Annotated in this window: 16 protein-coding genes; 5 read left to right on the forward strand and 11 right to left on the reverse strand. The window is 61.4% G+C overall.

Annotated elements, in window-relative coordinates; genetic code table 11:
* Position 1: 1 nt before the first annotated feature.
* The 5 genes from R4P64_RS19345 to R4P64_RS19365 all read right to left on the reverse strand — a co-directional run bounded on the left by R4P64_RS19345 (position 2) and on the right by R4P64_RS19365 (position 4,136).
* On the reverse strand, positions 2 to 1,669 hold the full coding sequence (locus R4P64_RS19345; RefSeq protein ID WP_045069158.1) for a GAF domain-containing protein: 1,668 nt from the start codon (positions 1,667 to 1,669) through the stop codon (positions 2 to 4).
* 27 nt (positions 1,670 to 1,696) lie between these two features.
* The gene (locus R4P64_RS19350; RefSeq protein ID WP_233364310.1) at positions 1,697 to 2,392 is read right to left on the reverse strand and encodes an SRPBCC domain-containing protein; all 696 of its coding nucleotides are present in this window, start codon (positions 2,390 to 2,392) and stop codon (positions 1,697 to 1,699) included.
* Between the two features lie 30 nt (positions 2,393 to 2,422).
* A complete protein-coding gene (locus R4P64_RS19355) occupies positions 2,423 to 2,755 on the reverse strand; it encodes a cupin domain-containing protein (protein WP_033234188.1) in 333 nt (110 codons plus the stop codon).
* A gap of 86 nt (positions 2,756 to 2,841) precedes the next feature.
* On the reverse strand, positions 2,842 to 3,333 hold the full coding sequence (locus R4P64_RS19360) for a dihydrofolate reductase (RefSeq protein WP_233364309.1): 492 nt from the start codon (positions 3,331 to 3,333) through the stop codon (positions 2,842 to 2,844).
* A gap of 2 nt (positions 3,334 to 3,335) precedes the next feature.
* Complete coding sequence (locus R4P64_RS19365) at positions 3,336 to 4,136, reverse strand: thymidylate synthase (RefSeq protein WP_261984623.1); 801 nt, start codon at positions 4,134 to 4,136, stop codon at positions 3,336 to 3,338.
* A gap of 37 nt (positions 4,137 to 4,173) precedes the next feature.
* On the opposite strand from R4P64_RS19365, the gene cobF reads away from it, so the two are divergent.
* The 4 genes from cobF to R4P64_RS19385 all read left to right on the forward strand — a co-directional run bounded on the left by cobF (position 4,174) and on the right by R4P64_RS19385 (position 8,276).
* Complete coding sequence (cobF, locus tag R4P64_RS19370) at positions 4,174 to 4,914, forward strand: precorrin-6A synthase (deacetylating) (RefSeq protein ID WP_045069166.1); 741 nt, start codon at positions 4,174 to 4,176, stop codon at positions 4,912 to 4,914.
* Positions 4,915 to 4,991: 77 nt separating this feature from the next.
* A complete protein-coding gene (locus R4P64_RS19375; RefSeq protein WP_317822259.1) occupies positions 4,992 to 6,158 on the forward strand; it encodes a GGDEF domain-containing protein in 1,167 nt (388 codons plus the stop codon).
* A 44-nt stretch (positions 6,159 to 6,202) separates the two neighbouring features.
* Complete coding sequence (locus tag R4P64_RS19380; RefSeq protein ID WP_317822261.1) at positions 6,203 to 7,378, forward strand: GGDEF domain-containing protein; 1,176 nt, start codon at positions 6,203 to 6,205, stop codon at positions 7,376 to 7,378.
* Positions 7,379 to 7,409: 31 nt separating this feature from the next.
* A complete protein-coding gene (locus R4P64_RS19385) occupies positions 7,410 to 8,276 on the forward strand; it encodes an Fpg/Nei family DNA glycosylase (RefSeq protein ID WP_317822263.1) in 867 nt (288 codons plus the stop codon).
* On the opposite strand, the gene R4P64_RS19390 is transcribed toward R4P64_RS19385, so the two are convergent.
* Positions 8,269 to 9,144 (reverse strand): LysR family transcriptional regulator, encoded by an 876-nt coding sequence (locus tag R4P64_RS19390; protein WP_116102153.1) that lies wholly within the window; start codon positions 9,142 to 9,144, stop codon positions 8,269 to 8,271. The genes R4P64_RS19385 and R4P64_RS19390 overlap by 8 nt on opposite strands.
* Before the next feature lie 82 nt (positions 9,145 to 9,226).
* Here R4P64_RS19390 and R4P64_RS19395 point away from each other — a divergent pair, with 82 nt between their 5' ends.
* Positions 9,227 to 10,465 carry an MFS transporter gene (locus R4P64_RS19395; RefSeq protein ID WP_141486357.1) on the forward strand — a complete coding sequence of 413 codons (1,239 nt, stop codon included), beginning with the start codon at positions 9,227 to 9,229 and terminating at the stop codon, positions 10,463 to 10,465.
* Here the strand turns inward: R4P64_RS19395 and R4P64_RS19400 are convergent.
* From R4P64_RS19400 to R4P64_RS19420, 5 genes are all read right to left on the reverse strand, one after another.
* Positions 10,462 to 10,800 carry a transcription initiation protein gene (locus R4P64_RS19400; protein WP_317822267.1) on the reverse strand — a complete coding sequence of 113 codons (339 nt, stop codon included), beginning with the start codon at positions 10,798 to 10,800 and terminating at the stop codon, positions 10,462 to 10,464. The genes R4P64_RS19395 and R4P64_RS19400 overlap by 4 nt on opposite strands.
* 63 nt (positions 10,801 to 10,863) lie before the next feature.
* The gene (locus R4P64_RS19405) at positions 10,864 to 12,594 is read right to left on the reverse strand and encodes a DEAD/DEAH box helicase family protein (protein ID WP_317822269.1); all 1,731 of its coding nucleotides are present in this window, start codon (positions 12,592 to 12,594) and stop codon (positions 10,864 to 10,866) included.
* Complete coding sequence (locus R4P64_RS19410; RefSeq protein ID WP_317540803.1) at positions 12,594 to 13,484, reverse strand: SDR family oxidoreductase; 891 nt, start codon at positions 13,482 to 13,484, stop codon at positions 12,594 to 12,596. The genes R4P64_RS19405 and R4P64_RS19410 overlap by 1 nt, the downstream gene beginning before the upstream one ends.
* 43 nt (positions 13,485 to 13,527) lie before the next feature.
* Positions 13,528 to 15,012 carry a carboxylesterase/lipase family protein gene (locus tag R4P64_RS19415; protein WP_317822271.1) on the reverse strand — a complete coding sequence of 495 codons (1,485 nt, stop codon included), beginning with the start codon at positions 15,010 to 15,012 and terminating at the stop codon, positions 13,528 to 13,530.
* Positions 15,009 to 16,553: a carboxylesterase/lipase family protein gene (locus tag R4P64_RS19420; RefSeq protein WP_317822272.1), complete on the reverse strand. Its 1,545-nt coding sequence runs from the start codon at positions 16,551 to 16,553 to the stop codon at positions 15,009 to 15,011. Before R4P64_RS19420 ends, R4P64_RS19415 begins: the two co-directional genes overlap by 4 nt.
* Between the last annotated feature and the right edge of the window lie 23 nt (positions 16,554 to 16,576).

A 16,576-nucleotide genomic window follows, 5' to 3' on the forward strand; every position in this document is an offset into this window, starting at 1 on the left:
TTCAGGGCTTCCGCCGCCTCAGCGGTACCCGCCACACCAGGCGGGTGCCGTTCGGGCTGCGGTTGCCGATTGTGCATGTGCCACCACAATGTTCAGCGCGGCGCTCGAGATTGTGCAAGCCGCTCTTGTGGACGCCGACGGGGATACCTTTGCCGTCGTCGTCGATGGTGATGGCAAATTCGAGGTCGGCGGTCACGGAGATGGTGATCGTGTCTGCCTGGGCATGTCGCAGAACGTTGCTCAAACCTTCACGGAGCACGGCTTCGGCATGGGGGTGGATTCCGGCTTTCACGAGTGTGTCGATCGCTCCCGAGAACTGAACGCTCGGGGTGACTGCTGATTGTGCTGTGGCGTCACCGATTACGTCGAGGAGGCGTCGGCGCAGGCTGGTCGAGTCCGCGGTCGCGGGTGTCTGGAGATCGAAGATGGTGGTGCGGATTTCGCGGACGGTTTGGTCCAACTGCTCCAGCGACCGGGTGACGATGGCACGCGCTGAGTCGGGAAGATCGGAATCGGGCAAGGTGCTCTGCAGGCTCATGCCGCTGGCAAACAGACGCTGAATGACGTTGTCATGCAGGTCACGCGCAATGCGGTCGCGATCTGCCAGAACCGACAGGAGACGCTGTCCACGTTGTTTCTCGTCGAATTCGATAGCTACAGAGCCTAATTCGGCCATCGACTCGATCCGGGTGAGTTCGTCCGAATCCCAGTGAGTGCTGGCGGAATCCGACGTGAGCAGTAATGCGCCCACCACGCCGGATGCAACCGTCATCGGGGCCAGCACCGCGCTACCCGCTGTCGGGACCAAGTCGAGCAGCGAGCCCAATTCGGTGAATACGTGCAACCGTCGAGTCTGCCGAATGACGTCGAATGGATAGAGGCTCGCCGGGACTCGGACTCCCCGCGATGTCGGCCGGGCGCTGACCGCGGTGTGTACCTGCGCGTAGCCGTTCTCGCAGATCAGCACGATGACATCGTCGATGCCGGTCAACTCGCGCACACGGGTGGCGAGCAGTTGCAGACTGTCGTCGAGCGAATCGCCCGCCAGCAATCGTGACCGGATGGCAGACATTGCGGTGAGCCATCTTTCACGGGTCCGAGACTGCTCGAACAGCCTTACGTTCTCGGCTGCGATACCTGCGGCGATGGCAAGCGCTTCGAGGATGACCTCGTCCTCCTCGGTGAACTCTGCCGCACCACGTTTCTCGGTGAGATAGATGCTGCCGAAAACCTCACCGCGCATCATGATCGGCGCGCCCAGGAAGCTGTCCATCGGCGGATGATTGGCGGGAAATCCGACAGATGCGGGGTGGGCGCCCAGATGCGGAACACGCAGAGTCTTGGGATCGTTCATGAGGACGCCGAGCACGCCGTGGCCTTCCGGGAAGTGTCCCATCGTCTGCCGCAGCGGTTCGTCGATGCCCTCGTACACGAATTCGGCCAGCCCACCGCCCGGTGCCCGCACGCCCAATGCCCCGTAGTTGCAATCCAATACAGTGGTTGCCGCAATAATGATGCGCTGCAGCGTGAGATCGAGATCAAGCCCGGAACCGACAACAAGCACTGCTTCGAGAAGTCGGTGGAGCGTCGGGATGTCAGCCTTGGAGTCAGCCAGACGCTCGAGTACTTCGGCGAAATTGCGTGTCGGGTTGCCCGAAGAGTCGATCATGCTCGAAGCATATCGCTCCCAGTGTGGTCACTCTTGGCGAGATCGGCCGTCCCACCACTGCTTCCAGTGATGTTCGATCTCGTCGAACTCGTCCGCGCTGAGATCGTAAGTGGCCAGAATGATCTGGAGTTCCTGCTGGGCGCGGTACGGAACCGTCGGCTTTGCCGCGACCACCAACAGTCCGGGACCAAGGTCTTCGATTGTCACTCCTGTTTGCAGCGCGCTGACGAAGTCGACAATGCCGTCGGCGTAATCGCCGGGAGCAAGCGTGGCGGTGTAACGCCCGCCGGCTTCCACAGGAAGGTGCCCGAGTCCGAGGATCGAGGCTGCGGATTCACCCGGAATCAGTGGGCCGTCGAGGTAAATTGTTCTGCGCTCGGCCAATCCATGATGTTCGACGCCGAACTTCAAGAAGTGCAGAAATGTGGTCCAGCCCTCCGTGATGTCCTCGTACCATTCGTCGTCGGGCACCTGCGGCGGACGCGTCATCCGGACAATGGTTCTGCCGCCCTGGTCGATCAAGGCGAAGCGATCACCGTTACCCAGTTCGAGGGTGTGTGCGTCAGGGTCTGCGACCGCGGTGCCGTAGATCTGGGTGATTTCGTCGTCGAGTCCGTCGTACTCCCACCCGAACCAGCGCCGAATCAGCGAAGGATCGCGCAGCGCCGGCCACAGCACGGACGGCGCTGCTGCGATGGACACTTCGATCACCGTTTCGTTCACGGAGAACACGCTACCGGGGTCAACCGTCTGTCAGCCCTTCATAGCGACTGTCAGCAGAAAAGCAACGTCCTCGAGCGCTTCGACACTGTGCCGGTGGGCCGGAATGGTGAGGAAATCGCCAGTCGACCCTTTCCATTCGTCGCTACCGCACACGAGATTGAGTTTCCCACTCAGGACCAACAGCGTTGCTTCGCCGGGACTGTCGTGTTCAGCGAGGCTCTTGCCGGCGCTCAGCGCGATCACGGTCTGTCGCAGGCTGCGTTGGTGGCCACCATAGACGGTTTGTGAACTACGACCGCTGGTTGCCGACGCAGCCAGTTTCAATTGTTGACGGGCGAGGGCTGTCAGTGACTTCTTGTCCATCGAAGACCTCTCGGGTAGCGCGATCATCTCGGTTTCTCGAGTATGACCGACAGGCTGGTGAGGTGCCTCGTTATTGGCGGAAGTGGTCAGCGAGTGTATTCGAGCCAGCGGAAGCGCAACCCGGTCTTCTCCGACGTGTGCCAGGGCTCGTCGGACGTGAGGTTCCAATCGGGGCCGATCTCGGGAGCAAAGGCCTCGCCGGTGATATCGAGATCGATCTCGGTCACCAAGAGACGCGTCGCGAATGGCAGTGCAGCCGAATATATTTGCCCTCCGCCGACAACAAAGAGGTCGCCGTCAGGCAAGGCCAGCGCGTCGTCGAGGCTGGGTGCGGCTTCGGCTCCGTCCGCTGCCCACTCCGAATTGCGGGTGACAACGATATTGCGGCGCCCACTGAACGGCCGGAACTTGGGTGGAATGGAATCCCAGGTCAACCGGCCCATGATCACCGGATGCCCCATGGTGACTCGCTTGAAGTAGGCCATGTCCTCCGGCAGTCGCCACGGAATCGTGTTGCCTGCACCGATGACACTATTGTTCGCCTGAGCCCAGATGAGGGTGACTGCGCGATCATTCATGATCAGACCGCGACCGGAGCCTTGATAGCAGGATGGTGCTGGTAACCGACTATTTCGACATCCTCGAAGGTGTAATCGAAGATGGAATCGCGCTTGTTCAGTTTCAGAACCGGAAGGTCGAGCGGGGTCCGGCTGAGTTGTTCGGTGACCTGATCGACGTGGTTGTCGTAGATATGGCAGTCGCCGCCGGTCCAGATGAATTCGCCGACGTCGAGACCGGCCTGCTGCGCCATCATGTGTGTGAGCAGGGCGTAGCTGGCGATGTTGAAGGGGACACCCAGAAACATGTCGGCACTACGCTGATACAACTGGCACGAGAGCTTGCCGTCGGCGACGTAGAACTGGAAAAACGCGTGGCACGGTGCGAGCGCCATCTGCGGAATGTCGGCGACGTTCCACGCGGAGACGATGATCCGACGCGAATCGGGGTTGGATCGCAAGGTTTCGAGAGTTTGCGTGATCTGGTCGATGTGCTCACCCGACGGGGTGGGCCAACTGCGCCACTGGACGCCGTAGACCGGGCCCAGTTCACCGTTCTCGTCGGCCCACTCGTCCCAGATGGAGACGCCGTGTTCATGTAGCCACGCCACGTTGGAGTCGCCGCGCAAGAACCACAACAGTTCGTTGACAATCGACTTGAGGTGCACCTTCTTGGTGGTGACCAGGGGGAAACCGTCGGCAAGATCGAATCGCATCTGGTGACCGAAGATGCTGCGAGTGCCGGTGCCGGTGCGATCGGCTTTGGGGGTGCCGGTCTCCATCACGAGTTTCAACAGGTCTTCATATGCGGTGGAGACAGTCACGGGACACAGTCTAGGGCACGCACGATAGCCTCGTTCAATGCGTGAACTCCTCGTGATCGGCGTCGGCGCCGGTGACCCCGACCAAGTGACGATCCAAGCTGTCAAGGCCATGAACAGGGCCGATACGTTCTTTGTGATCGGTAAGGGGAGTGAGAAGCAGGATCTCGTCGACTTGAGAACCGGGATTCTCGAAGAACATGTGACCGGTGAATACCGCGTCGTCGAGATAACCGATCCCCCGAGAGATCGGACACCTTCGGACTACGAAGGTGTTGTCGACGACTGGCATGACCGTCGAGCGTCGATCTTCGAGGAAGAGTTTGCGGCCGAAGCCGGAGTCGGCGCGATTTTGGTGTGGGGTGACCCGTCGCTCTACGACAGCACCTTGCGCATCGTCGAACGAGTGCTCGCGCGCGGCAACGTCACATTCGACTACACGGTAATTCCCGGTGTCACGAGTGTGCAGTCTTTGGCGGCGCAGCACCGCATCGTGCTCAACCGCATCGGGGAATCGATACACATCACCACTGGGCGCAAGCTCGCCGAAGGATTGCCGGACGGCATCGACAACGCCGTCGTGATGCTTGACGCGCACTGCACGTTTACCGAGGTTGCCGGGGATGACGTGGAAATCTGGTGGGGCGCGTACCTGGGCACACCGGACGAAGTGTTGATTGCCGGGAACCTGCGTGAGGTAGAAGACGACATCGTGCGTGTGCGGGCGGAATTGCGTGAGAAGCACGGCTGGATCATGGATACGTATCTCGTTCGTCGCTAGACCGCCGCGCTGCAGGCGGTAAGTATTTACCCAGGTGAAGTGCAACTGTCGGCGGACCGGCACCCTATGATTTGCCCATGACATCGTTCGGGGCGGATCGGTCGCATGAGATCCTGCCTGCCCCGCGCGAACGCGATCAGTCAGCACTGCGGTCGGCAATCGCTCTTCTGGTGCAGTGGTTTCGACGGCCGGATCAGTTCGACAGTTTCACCCGATACCTCGCGTCCAAGGGGCTGGAGGTGGCGGTGCGCCTGATCGTGATCGCGTCGTGTGTGTCGGTGGCGGTTGCCATGTTGTTGCTGCGTTTCAGCGAAGCGGGCGTCCACAACCGCGCTACGAGTGTCATCAACGCGGGGATCATCGCCGGGACCGTCGCGATGATTGTGCTGTTCAGTCTTCTGCCGGCACTGACCCGTAAGTGGTCGTACCTGTTTGTCGCGTACGCGGAGCTCGGCGTAGTGATCGGTGTATTTCTGAACCGCGATCCGTTTATCGGTTTGATCCAATGCATCGTCTTCGTTTTGGTGGGCGGCTATATCGCGTATTTTCACAATGCGCGACTACAGGCTGCGCACATGGTTCTGTCCGGCGTGGTTCTGGTGCTTGTCGCTCGTCAGGTGGCCGTTTACGAGGATCCGGCGTTGGCGATCGCGTTGTCGTTGGTTGTCGCCACGAGCATCGTGGTCATTCCATTTGCCTGCCAGTTCGTGCTGTCGATCCTGGGTTCGGACGCCGAGAGTTCGGATGTGGATCCGCTGACCGGCCTGCTGAACCGGCGCGGACTACAGCGGTCGGTCGAAGAATGGGGGGTCACCGAAGCGAACTCCCGCGGATTGTCTTGTGTCGTGGTGATCGTCGATGTCGACAATTTCAAGACTGTCAACGATTCGTACGGACACGAACAGGGCGATATTGTCCTTCGCGAGTTCGCGGTGAGGCTACGTCGATGTGGAAGTAATCACGCTCTGTTCTCGAGATTCGGCGGTGACGAGTTCGTGTTGGTCGACATGATCGGCAAGCGCGCCGAACTCGAACTCGAGGAGAATCTGCGTCGGCACATGCGGTTGCCCGACAACGTTCCGGTGGTCACGACCAGCATCGGAATCGCAATTCCGTCGACTTCGACGTCCAGCTATGTCTCGGAAGTGGAACTCGCGGGATTGTTCCGACTCGCTGACGCTGCGATGTATCAGGCAAAGGCGTCCGGGGGTGACCGTGTCATCGTCACCCACACGCAATTGTGATGATTGTCGGATAGCGGAAGGTCGTGCAGGCTTATCCTGTTCGGGTGGGTGCAGCGGTCGATGACGGACATTCGGGTAGCAAAGCTACCGAACGGCCGTTTTCGTCTGCCGCGTTGCACCGAGTCGCCCCTCTGCTCGTCGACTGGTATCGACGCCCTGACCAATTCGAGTCCTTCACACGTTATCTCGCAGACAAAGGGCTGACCGGCGCATCGAGAACATTGGTTGTCAGCTCGTTGCTTCTGGTAATCGGCGTGATGTTCTTGACCAGATTCAGTCCTGCGGGTCCCACTACTCACGGGGAGCGCACCGCCAACCTCGTGATCATCGTCCTGACGGCGCTGATGGCCGCGATTCTCGCGACCAGAGGCAGGTTGGAGCGATCCTGGTCCTACGTGTTCGTGATTTATTCGGAAATTGGGATTGCCGCAGCGCTGGTGCTGTACTCGAATCCGCTAGCAGCATTGGCGCACAGTGTGATGTTCTCCGTGATCGGCGGATACATCGCCTTCTTCCACAACGCGCGCATGCAGACTCTGCATCTGTTGTGGGCGTCCGTCGTGGTTATCGGAGTTGTCGCGCGCATCGCCTATATCGAAAAGTACACCGATGTTCCGTCGTTGATCGCCATGGTCCTGTTGGTCGGCGCGGCCATCTACGCGATCCCGTTTGCGTGTCAGTTCGTGTTCTCGATTCTCGGAACCGATGCCTTGAAAGCGCAACATGACCCGCTGAGCGGACTCTTGAACAGACGAGGGTTGGCCGACGAGGTCGGATTGATGTTGCATCGGCCATTCGAGAGTTCCACCAATTTGGTTGTCGCAGCGGTGGATATCAATCGATTCAAGACGATCAACGACGAGTACGGGCACGACGTCGGTGATGTTGTGATCGAGAAGGTTGCCGCGAGACTGACACAGTCCGCCGGTCCGTCTGCGTTGATCGCGCGCATTGGCGGTGACGAGTTCGTCCTCGTGGATCGGTGCGACGATCAGGAAATCGACAGTCTCGCAGAGTCCCTGCGAAACATAACCGTCACCGGTCCCGAGCATCCTGTTGTCGAGTTGAGCGTCGGAATTGTCGCAGCGGCCGGTCCGTTCGGATCCCCGGATCGTGCGATTGCCGTCTACGGAACACTCCTCCGAAGCGCGGATCAAGCCATGTACACAGCAAAAGCACGACAGGAACACGCCGTCGTCGTACTGCGAAATCTGCAGTGAGTTTGTCGGTGTTCGGCGCTAGGGTGATGCCATGCCTGAACTGCCCGAGGTAGAAGCGCTGGCGGGATTTCTCCGCGAACACGCAGTGGGCGCTGTAGTCGGCCGCATCGACATTGCCGCATTGAGCGTGCTCAAGACCTTCGATCCGCCGATTGCTGCATTGCAGGGCCGAGACGTGACGGGCGCAGCCAGATTCGGTAAACATCTTGGGCTGGACTGCGATGGGCTCTGGCTCATCACCCATCTGTCGCGTGCGGGATGGATGCGTTGGCAGGACAATCCGTCGTCGACGCCACCAAAACCAGGCAAAGGTCCGTTGGCGCTTCGAGTTCATTTCTTCACGCCGGAGGGGCTCACTCCTGCTTGCGATCTCACCGAAGCCGGCACGAAAAAACGCCTGGCAGTGTGGATAGTGGCGGACCCGCTGGAGGTGCCGGGGATCGCTCGTCTTGGACCCGACGCCATGGCCGTCACCGAAGCGGAATTTGCCGAGATACTTGGTGGTACCTCCGCCCGGATCAAGAATGCGATAGTCGACCAGTCACTCCTCGCCGGCGTCGGGAATGCCTACTCCGACGAAATCCTGCACACGGCACGGCTTTCCCCGTTCGCGACGTCGTCTCGTCTTACCGAAGAACAGATAACAACGCTGTACGACGCCATGCGAACCGTGCTGGCCGATGCCGTCGAGCGATCGGTTGGACAGGACGCGGCACGGCTGAAGGGTGAGAAGCGATCGGGAATGCGGGTACACGCCCGCACCGGTTTGCCCTGCCCCGTGTGTGGTGATGTGGTGCGCGAAGTGTCTTTTGCCGAGCGATCCTTCCAGTACTGCGCAACCTGCCAGACCGGCGGAAAACCATTGGCAGACAGACGAATGTCGCGGCTGCTCAAGTAGTGAACTGATCGGAGAGGAGTGTGACGAACTCCCGGGCCAGTGACGATGAGTGGGCCGGGTCGGTAATGGCATGGACCACCCGGTGCGGCGCATCGGCGATCGGCACACAGACCAATTCGGGATGCTCGGCGCTCATCGACTCCGGCAGCAAGCCGACGCCCAGGCCGTTGACTGTCAGGGAACAGATGAGGTCGACGGAATTCGCTTCGTACGTGCGTCCCCGCGGAACCCGCGATTCCGCAAATGCCTGATCGGTTTGGACCCGGGCCTCGCTGCCCGACGCGAAGTCCACGAGCGGGACGTCTCGCAGATCGTCGAGTCGGATGGACGGCAGTGTGCTGAAAGGGTGACCGTCCGGAACAAACGCGGCAGTCGACTCGCTCCACAACGGGGTTGCCGAGAACGTCTTGGGTAGTCGCCCAGGCGCCAAGCCGACAATTCCTACGTCGATAGCCCCCGATCGAACGCCGTCGATCACTACCTCGCTGCCGTAGGGGCGCACCGTCACATCGATGCCGGGGTGGCGCTGCGTCAGAGCTGCCAGTGCCTGTCCGACATCGACGCGGCCCGCTGAGGAAATGACGCCGACAGTGAGTCGAACCTGCTCGACGTTGCTTCCCGAAACGTCGCTGACCAGTCGCGACACGGCACCGAGTACGTCTCGGGCTCGGGAGACGAACACTTCGCCCGACTCGGTCAGCCCGACATTGCGGCTGTTTCTTTGGAAGAGTTCGACACCGAGCTCGCGTTCGAGATCCCGTATCTGAGTGCTCAACGCCGACTGTGACACGTGGAGTCGAAGTGCCGCTCGACTGAAGTGCCTGTCCTCCGCAACAGCGAGTGCGTAGCGGATGTGCCGAAGTTCCATGACACCAATCTATCTGTTTTGAGGATTGATTCTGCAGATCTATCTATTGGACTGCAATCGGATGGCGGTTCATGCTTGAGCAATGATTTCTCACGACACGCGTCCACGGCTTGGACTACCGATAGTGCTGCTCATGGCGGCAGCAACGGGTCTGTGCGCGGGTGGCAACTACTTCAACCAGCCGCTTCTCGATTCCATCGCGGAACATTTGAATGTGTCGCCGTCAACGGCGGCTGCCACGGTGACTATCGCCCAGGTGTCGTACGCGCTCGGTTTGGTGCTTCTGGTGCCGGTAGGTGACATGGTCGACCGACGCAAGCTGACGGTTGGTCTGATGCTTCTGGCAGCACTCGGTCAAGCGGTCAGTGGATTTGCTCCGAACTTCGCCACCCTGGCCGTGGGAATCGCTGTTGCCGGTGTCTTTTCGGTTGCCGCGCAGGTTCTCATTCCGTTTGCCGCATCGCTCGCCGAACCGCAGCGGTCCGGCCAGGTGGTCGGCACGATCATGAGTGGCCTGCTGATCGGAATTCTGTTGGCACGCAGCGTTGCCGGACTGCTCTCCGGGCTGGGCGGATGGTCGACGGTGTACAAGGTGGCAGCGGTGTTGATGGTGATCATGGCTGTTGCGCTGTGGCGATCCCTGCCCACGGACGCCGGCCCACGGCCGAAGGTGAGCTACCTCGCGACCCTGCGTTCGCTCGGGAGCCTGGCAAAAACCCTGCCGCGGTTGCGTACTCGCGCCGCCATGGGCGGGCTCGCCTTTGCTGCGGTCAGCACGGTCTTCACCACCATGGCATTTCTCCTGGCCGGCGAATTCGGGTACAACGACACGCAGATCGGCCTGGTGGGATTACTCGGCGTGGCGGGAGCGTCGATGGCCACTGTCGCCGGGCGGTTGGCTGATCGTGGCAAGGCCCAACTTGCCACCGGTGGCGCCCTGGCCGTCCTTCTGTTGTGCTGGTTGCCTTTTGCCGTGGGTGGCACCCACCTCGTGTGGTTCCTGATCGCCTTCCTGCTCGCCGATCTTGCACTGCAAGGAGTGCATGTCAGCAACCAGAACATCATCTACGCACTCGTCCCGGAGGCGCGGTCGCGCGTCAATTCCGTCTACATGACGACTTACTTCGTCGGCGCTGCCGTTGGGTCGGCCGTGGGATCTGTTGTCTGGAAGGGGTATGGATGGTCCGGCGTGTGCATCGCCGGCCTGGCATTCTCCGTCGCCACGGTAGCGGTGTGGATGGTCGACCGGCGGTTGGATGACCCTGTGCGCCTTTCCGGTAGCGCCCACTACCAGAAAGGCGCACAGGGCCGGAGGCTCTAGCTGGCCGGGTCGTACCCGAACTCGCGGAGCTCCTGCGAGCAACGGCAGGCCACTGCGATTTTCCTCGCCCACTCGACCGCGTCCTCGCGCGTCGGAAGCTCCAGCACGGTGAACCCGCCCGTGAGTTCGCTGCCCGGATAGATCTCGGTGCTCACCGACCCGTCGGCGGCCACCAGCACGGGATCGACTTCCCCGTCGATTCCGCCGCCGAATACATAGACGCCGGCAGCCTTCGCCTCCTCGATCACAGTGTGGGATTCTGCGGAGACGATCGGGAACTCCTCGTCGGTGAGCACCAGCGCTTCGCTCGGGAAGGAGATGAGGTATTTGGTCATGTCTCGATGGTGCCCCGCGGACGGGGCGGACATCAAGGGTTGCATCAACGGCACCGAGTGCGTCTAGCGCTCGGCAGTAAGGACATCAGGCTCGAGCCATTCAACGCCGAGGAGTTCGGCGAGACTGCGAAGGCCCGACTGGTCTCCACCCTTCAAACCGGTTACCGACTGAAGATTGCGCAACATCGTTGTTGCAACATCCTCTTCCTTGGTGCCGACGCCAAAAGGGATGAGCCACGGGCACGTTTGGTAGTCGCGGTGTGATCGACCAAAAGTCTGCTCGGCGGCAATACCGGAGTACCGGGGTTGATGGAAGATCCCGGTGCGAGGCAGCGGTGACGCGTGAGTGCCGTCCGGCAATGCCTCGTTGGCATGCAGTGAGATGGACGTCGTGACGTTGAAAACGACAACGGGCGCCTCGCCGCGTTGGAAGCGAAGGCGTTGGTGCTCCTTGTCGGTGACCGCGCCAAAAATCTTGGCAACGGAAATCCCCGAGTCTTCGATCATCTCGACCAGCGGATCGCCCGCTGTGGACACGAATTCGACGGCCACCAGCACCTGCTTTCCTGCCTTGACTTGAGCCTGCGCCCACTGAGCGGTGGATTCGGCGCGGATCATGCCGGCCTTCTGCCGGTATCGCAGAACCAGCGCGCGGCCGCGAGCAATGTTGCGGCTTATACGGGCCAATCCCATTTCGTACGCGTACTCGGCCCACTCCGTCTCGTACTGCGCGCGTTGAGAGGGCGTGAGGTCGATAGGCATACCGTCGAGTGGGACCGGACCCCACGGAGTTCGGCGATGAATCATCAACGGCGGCTTACTGTTCGACAACCATCCTCGGACGGTTTCCAGAGCGCTCGCCTGCAGTGTCGGTGATTCCTTGGCTTCGGCGCTCCACGTCCACTTGCCGTACGACTTATCCAGTGGGAGGCCGGATTCGAGTAGCCTGGCGCCTAAGTCCGACCAGTACTCCGACGGCTCGTTGTGTAGCTGCGCGAAAAGTGGTGCGAGATAACGCTGATAGGCAGGAGTGTGACCAGGCGTTGCGGTCACCGACAGGACAAATGGTGACTGATCGTGACTGTTGGTGAAGCGGGCAACCTTCTCGAACGCCGCTGTGCGCTGAGTGTCGTTGCTGTACAGCTGGGCTTCGTCGGCAATGACAACCCCGAATGTGTACTTGGGGCGGCCGTTGCGGGCAATGAGCTTCTTCAGTTGATCGGGAGACATGATGAGCCAACGGAATCCGCCGTCGCCGACGGAAGCGATGGAGTACCGCCAATGCGGGATGGTGATCTGAGCGGGTCGGTCGACGAGGACCAGGATGCTGGACTCGCCGCGTTCTTCGGCGATTGTCTTGGCCGCCATGATCGCAATGAGTGTCTTGCCCAGACCTGCGTTGTCGGCCAACAAGAAACCGCGTCGGCCGGCGCGGGCGGCGTCGACTACCGCAGCGGCCCCCGAAACCTGAACAGGTCTAGGTATTTTAGGCGCCGACGTCGGACGTTCTCCGGCGCCGCCATTGATGTCGTCCTCTACCCACTGCTGGTAGGAGAAGGGGAGTGCTTTGAACGGCAGTAGTTCGGTGGGAAGCCTGCTGCCCACCCAGGCATAGCTCTTCCATTTCTTCACGAACTGTGCGCCCGGCGCCGCAGTCCGGAACGGGACGTCGAGGAGCCAGACACGTTCACCCGGGCCTGCGGTGGGAACGTCCGGAGTTGTAGCTGTCTTTCGGGTGGGCGTCTTTCGGGTGGCTGGCTTACGTGTTGTTGCAGTTCGCTTGCGGGGTGGCATCAGGCGTCGGTACCGGTTTCGTCAGTGTTGAGATCAGTGTTGAGATCACTGCCGAGGAGTTCGCGCAGCGTCAACGGCGGGCGTCCGGTGATGTCTTCCACCGCAGTGCTGATGACAGCGAGTTCTCCGTTTGCGATGGCGGTGTAGGTGGACACCCAGGCATCAACTTCCCAGTCCGGTGCGTTGTACGACGCGCGGGATGCATAGGCCTCCTCGACGGTTTCTTCGTGATAAACCGTCTCACGCCCGGTGACGTCGGTGATGATCGCTGCCACCTCGGCGAGGGTGAGCGCTTCCCGACCGGTGAGGTCGTAGGTTCGGCCGACATGCGCATCGGGATCGGTCAGTACCGACGCGGCGACGCGGGCGATGTCCGATCGAGCAACCGCGCCGACCGCGCCATTGCCGGCCGGGCCCCGGATGACACCGTCAGCGCCGGCCATAGCGGGAAGGAAGTCGAGGTAAGCGCTGTCGCGAAGAAAGGTGAAAGACATTGCGGTGGAACGGATATGCTGCTCAGTGGCCCAGTGGTCGCGGGCCAACGTGAAGGTGGCGTCCGGTGCTGCGCCGAGGTACGAGGTGTAGACGATGTGGCGCACGCCTGCGGAGACGGCAGCGTCGATGAAGGTGCGGTGCTGATCGAGACGGTCGGCACTCTCTGCTGCCGAGACCATGAACAAGATGTCGATGCCGTGCAGGGCCGCGGCGGCGCGATCGTGATCGGAGAAGGTGGCCTCAGCGCTCTCCGTACCGGGTAACTGGGGGAGTCGGCTGATCGAACGCGCGATCAGCCTCAGCGGAATACCGGACTCGGTGAGGATGCGAGCGACCTCCCCGCCGATGTGGCCAGTGGCGCCGGTGACGGCGATGGTGCGTGAACGCTCGGACATGGGAACCCCTTCGTTCTTGGTGTGTGTACATCTTGCCCTGTTGTCAGCGTCGGTGCTCGTATCCGATCCAGGCTCGTCGACGGTCGCCGAGTGGATCGCTCTCCACTCGGCTGATGCGGTCGAAAATCATGGTTCTCCGCTGGGCGCTCGTGTACACGGGCCACTCGGTACCCGGGCTACCGGTTCTCGCGAAGTTGATCCAATGTTCTTGCATCGCTTCGGTGACCGTCGCCAGGGACCGACGCCCACCGATCGCGGTCAGCGCACCGGTGAGGGCGTCCGATCGCCCGAACACGGCAAACAGTTCTGTGGCGTGGGTGGCGCCAAGTCCGACCAGGGTGAGGATGCGCGGCGCAAAATCGTAGCGGTAGCTGTACGTGGGGGCCACGTCGCAATGTCCTTGTGCGCACAGGACCATCGGTTCCCAGAATGTGATGTCGCCGCCGATGTCTGCGGCGGCGTAGCGGTGCGGATACGTCGGATAGGCGGCGAGTGCGCGGGCCTTCACGTCGGCCGAAACGTGCGAGAACATTTTCTCGATGCGGGCAGGATCGGTGGGAAGAATGTTGAGGAAACGTGGAAAGATTCTGCCCTCGTGGAGATTTGACCCGAGTATCAGTGGCACGGGATGAGATTTTCCGGCGGCAAAGACGTCCAGCGGATGTTCGGGGAGGACGTCGTCGCCCACAACAGGCGCGAAAGCACGGGTACCAGGTTCCTCGTCAGCGCCGCGACGCACAAGTTCGTCGCCGACCTCGACGAGTCGACGAACCGGTACATTTCGTAGCCAGGCCGCGGGTGTCTTGGTCGGGGCTCCGGCAATGTCGAGGAATTCGCGTGCCCACCCGTGCGCGCGTTCTTTTCCGTATGCCGAAGCTGCCGGCGGGCTTTGAGCGATGGCGCGGGCAAACAACCCTCGCGTAGACGGTGTTGTCATCACAGTGGTGACGGCATTTGCGCCGGAGGATTCACCGAAGATTGTGACGTTGTCAGGGTCACCGCCGAACGCCGCGGCGTTTCGCTGGACCCATTCGAGTGCCGCAATCTGGTCACGTAGCCCGATATTCGAGTCGAATGAGTGCTCCGCAGTGGAGAATTCACTGAAATCGAGGTAGCCGAGCGCGCCGAGGCGGTACTGGACGGAGACGTAGATGACATCGCCACGTTCCACCAACGACGTTCCCCAGTACATCGGCGTTGACGGATTTCCGCCGTTGTACGCGCCGCCGTGAATGAACACCATCACGGGACGTGGGGTAACACGGGCCGACTCGGGCGCAAGAACATTCACGAACAGACACGACTCGTTTTCGGTGCTCTTACGCTGTGGTGCCGGTGAATCGAACTCGGTGGCCGAGCGGGTTCCCGCCCACGCGGCAACTGGTTGCGGTGCGAGAAACCGCGCCGGCCCGATCGGCGAAGCAGCGTAGGGAATGCCGCGCCAGGTGCGGAGTCGACCGGTGCGGGTCGCGAGGTAGCGGCCCCGGATCTTTCCCGAATCGAGTACTACGTCAAGGTTGTCGGTCACGAAGAAACCTGATTCGGTGCGTAGTTGCGGTAGCCCGCATAGCCGGACCAGGCGCGTCGTTGCTCGGCGCGCGGATCGGTGTCCACGCGAGAGATCGCGTCGAAGATCATCGTGTGACGCTGCGCGGCGTAACTCGGCCAGTCACTTCGAGGTGCCGCATGCTGTGCGAAGTGCAGCCAATGTCCCTGCATCGCCTCGGTGACGGCGCTGAGGCCTCGCCTGCCACCAGGAACTGTGAGGCCACGGCCGACGGCGCTGTCACCGATACCGAATACCGCAAACATTTCGAAACCGTGAGTGGCGTCGAGACCGACCCATCGCATCAGTGGTGGCGCAAAGTCGAAGCGGTAGGCGTACGTGGGTGCGTACTGCGCGTGTGCCTGCGCCAACTCCACCGACGGATGCCAGAAAGTCACGTCGCCGCCGATGTCGATTGCAGTGTCAGTGCTCGGGTATCCCGGATATGTTGCAAGGATTCGATTTCCGGCTGCGGGATCGGTGAGGGCGAACATCCTCTCGATTCGCGCGGGAGTTGTCGGGAGCCCGTCGAGGAACTTCGGGAAGAGCGTGCCCTCACGCTTGTTGGTGCCGATGATCAGCGGAACCCGATGTGCCAGGCCACGACTGCACGCCTCCGCCGGCGGATGGGGAAGAAAATCTCCGTCGACACTGGGCCCGAACGGATGGAGCCCTGGTGTAGCAGCAAGAGCTTCGGCTCCCAGGCGGGCTCCGGCGCGGCCCAATTCACGAGCCGACGTAAGACGCAGAGCCTGGTCCGGGGTGGCGTCGGAGCCCAGAATGTCGATGAACCGTCGACCCCATTCGCGTGAGAGTGACTGGTTGGCAACAAGATCCGGTGCCGGGCTCTCCGCTATGGCGGCCGCGAACAATCCTTTGGCCGCCGGCGTCGCCAGCAGAGTGGTGACGGCAGTGCCGCCGGCCGATTCGCCGAAGACCGTCACTCGATCGGGGTCGCCGTCGAATGCTGCAATGTTCCGCTGCACCCATTGCAATGCGGCCACTTGATCACGAAGCCCGAGGTTGGCGTCGAAATGATGCCGAGGAGTGGAGAATTCGGTGAAATCCAAGAAACCCAGAGCGCCCAGTCGGTAATTGATCGATACGTACACGATGTTGCCGCGGGTGACGAGCGAGCGCCCGGAATAGATGCCCGTCGCCGAGGTGCCAATGGTATTGGCGCCCCCGTGGATGAACACCATTACCGGAAGGGGCTCGCGGCTGGGGTATTCGGGGGCAAGAACATTGAGTGTGAGGCAGTCTTCGCTGCTGGGCTGATACTTCCCGGGAGCCAGCGCCAAGCCCTTCTTGTTCTGGACCGACGCATCGCCGAATGCCGACGCGTTCCGCTCACCTCGCCAAGGCCGCACTGGTCGTGGCGCTTGCAGCCGCAAAGCTCCGACCGGGGGACGCGCGTAAGGAATGCCTCGCCACGCACGGAGTTTGCCCACCCGCGTGCCGCGCAATGTTCCGTCAGCTGTGCGTACGAGTAGACCTGGATTCGTCGGTGCGTCTGCCGCCATAGTCGCGACTATACGTAACTTCT

It is taken from the genome of Rhodococcus sp. IEGM 1366 (assembly GCF_033142425.1).
Classification (GTDB): domain Bacteria; phylum Actinomycetota; class Actinomycetes; order Mycobacteriales; family Mycobacteriaceae; genus Rhodococcus_F; species Rhodococcus_F globerula.

Bases quoted from the DNA above. Each gene is read 5' to 3' on its own strand.
- R4P64_RS19355 (WP_033234188.1), bottom strand. From the start codon at position 2,755: ATGGACAAGAAGTCACTGACAGCCCTCGCCCGTCAACAATTGAAACTG.
- R4P64_RS19420 (WP_317822272.1), bottom strand. From the start codon at position 16,553: ATGGCGGCAGACGCACCGACGAATCCAGGTCTACTCGTACGCACAGCT.
- R4P64_RS19405 (WP_317822269.1), bottom strand. From the start codon at position 12,594: ATGCCACCCCGCAAGCGAACTGCAACAACACGTAAGCCAGCCACCCGA.
- R4P64_RS19345 (WP_045069158.1), bottom strand. From the start codon at position 1,669: ATGATCGACTCTTCGGGCAACCCGACACGCAATTTCGCCGAAGTACTC.
- cobF (WP_045069166.1), top strand. From the start codon at position 4,174: ATGCGTGAACTCCTCGTGATCGGCGTCGGCGCCGGTGACCCCGACCAA.
- R4P64_RS19395 (WP_141486357.1), top strand. From the start codon at position 9,227: ATGATTTCTCACGACACGCGTCCACGGCTTGGACTACCGATAGTGCTG.
- R4P64_RS19385 (WP_317822263.1), top strand. From the start codon at position 7,410: ATGCCTGAACTGCCCGAGGTAGAAGCGCTGGCGGGATTTCTCCGCGAA.
- R4P64_RS19360 (WP_233364309.1), bottom strand. From the start codon at position 3,333: ATGAATGATCGCGCAGTCACCCTCATCTGGGCTCAGGCGAACAATAGT.
- R4P64_RS19410 (WP_317540803.1), bottom strand. From the start codon at position 13,484: ATGTCCGAGCGTTCACGCACCATCGCCGTCACCGGCGCCACTGGCCAC.
- R4P64_RS19400 (WP_317822267.1), bottom strand. From the start codon at position 10,800: ATGACCAAATACCTCATCTCCTTCCCGAGCGAAGCGCTGGTGCTCACC.
- R4P64_RS19375 (WP_317822259.1), top strand. From the start codon at position 4,992: ATGACATCGTTCGGGGCGGATCGGTCGCATGAGATCCTGCCTGCCCCG.
- R4P64_RS19390 (WP_116102153.1), bottom strand. From the start codon at position 9,144: ATGGAACTTCGGCACATCCGCTACGCACTCGCTGTTGCGGAGGACAGG.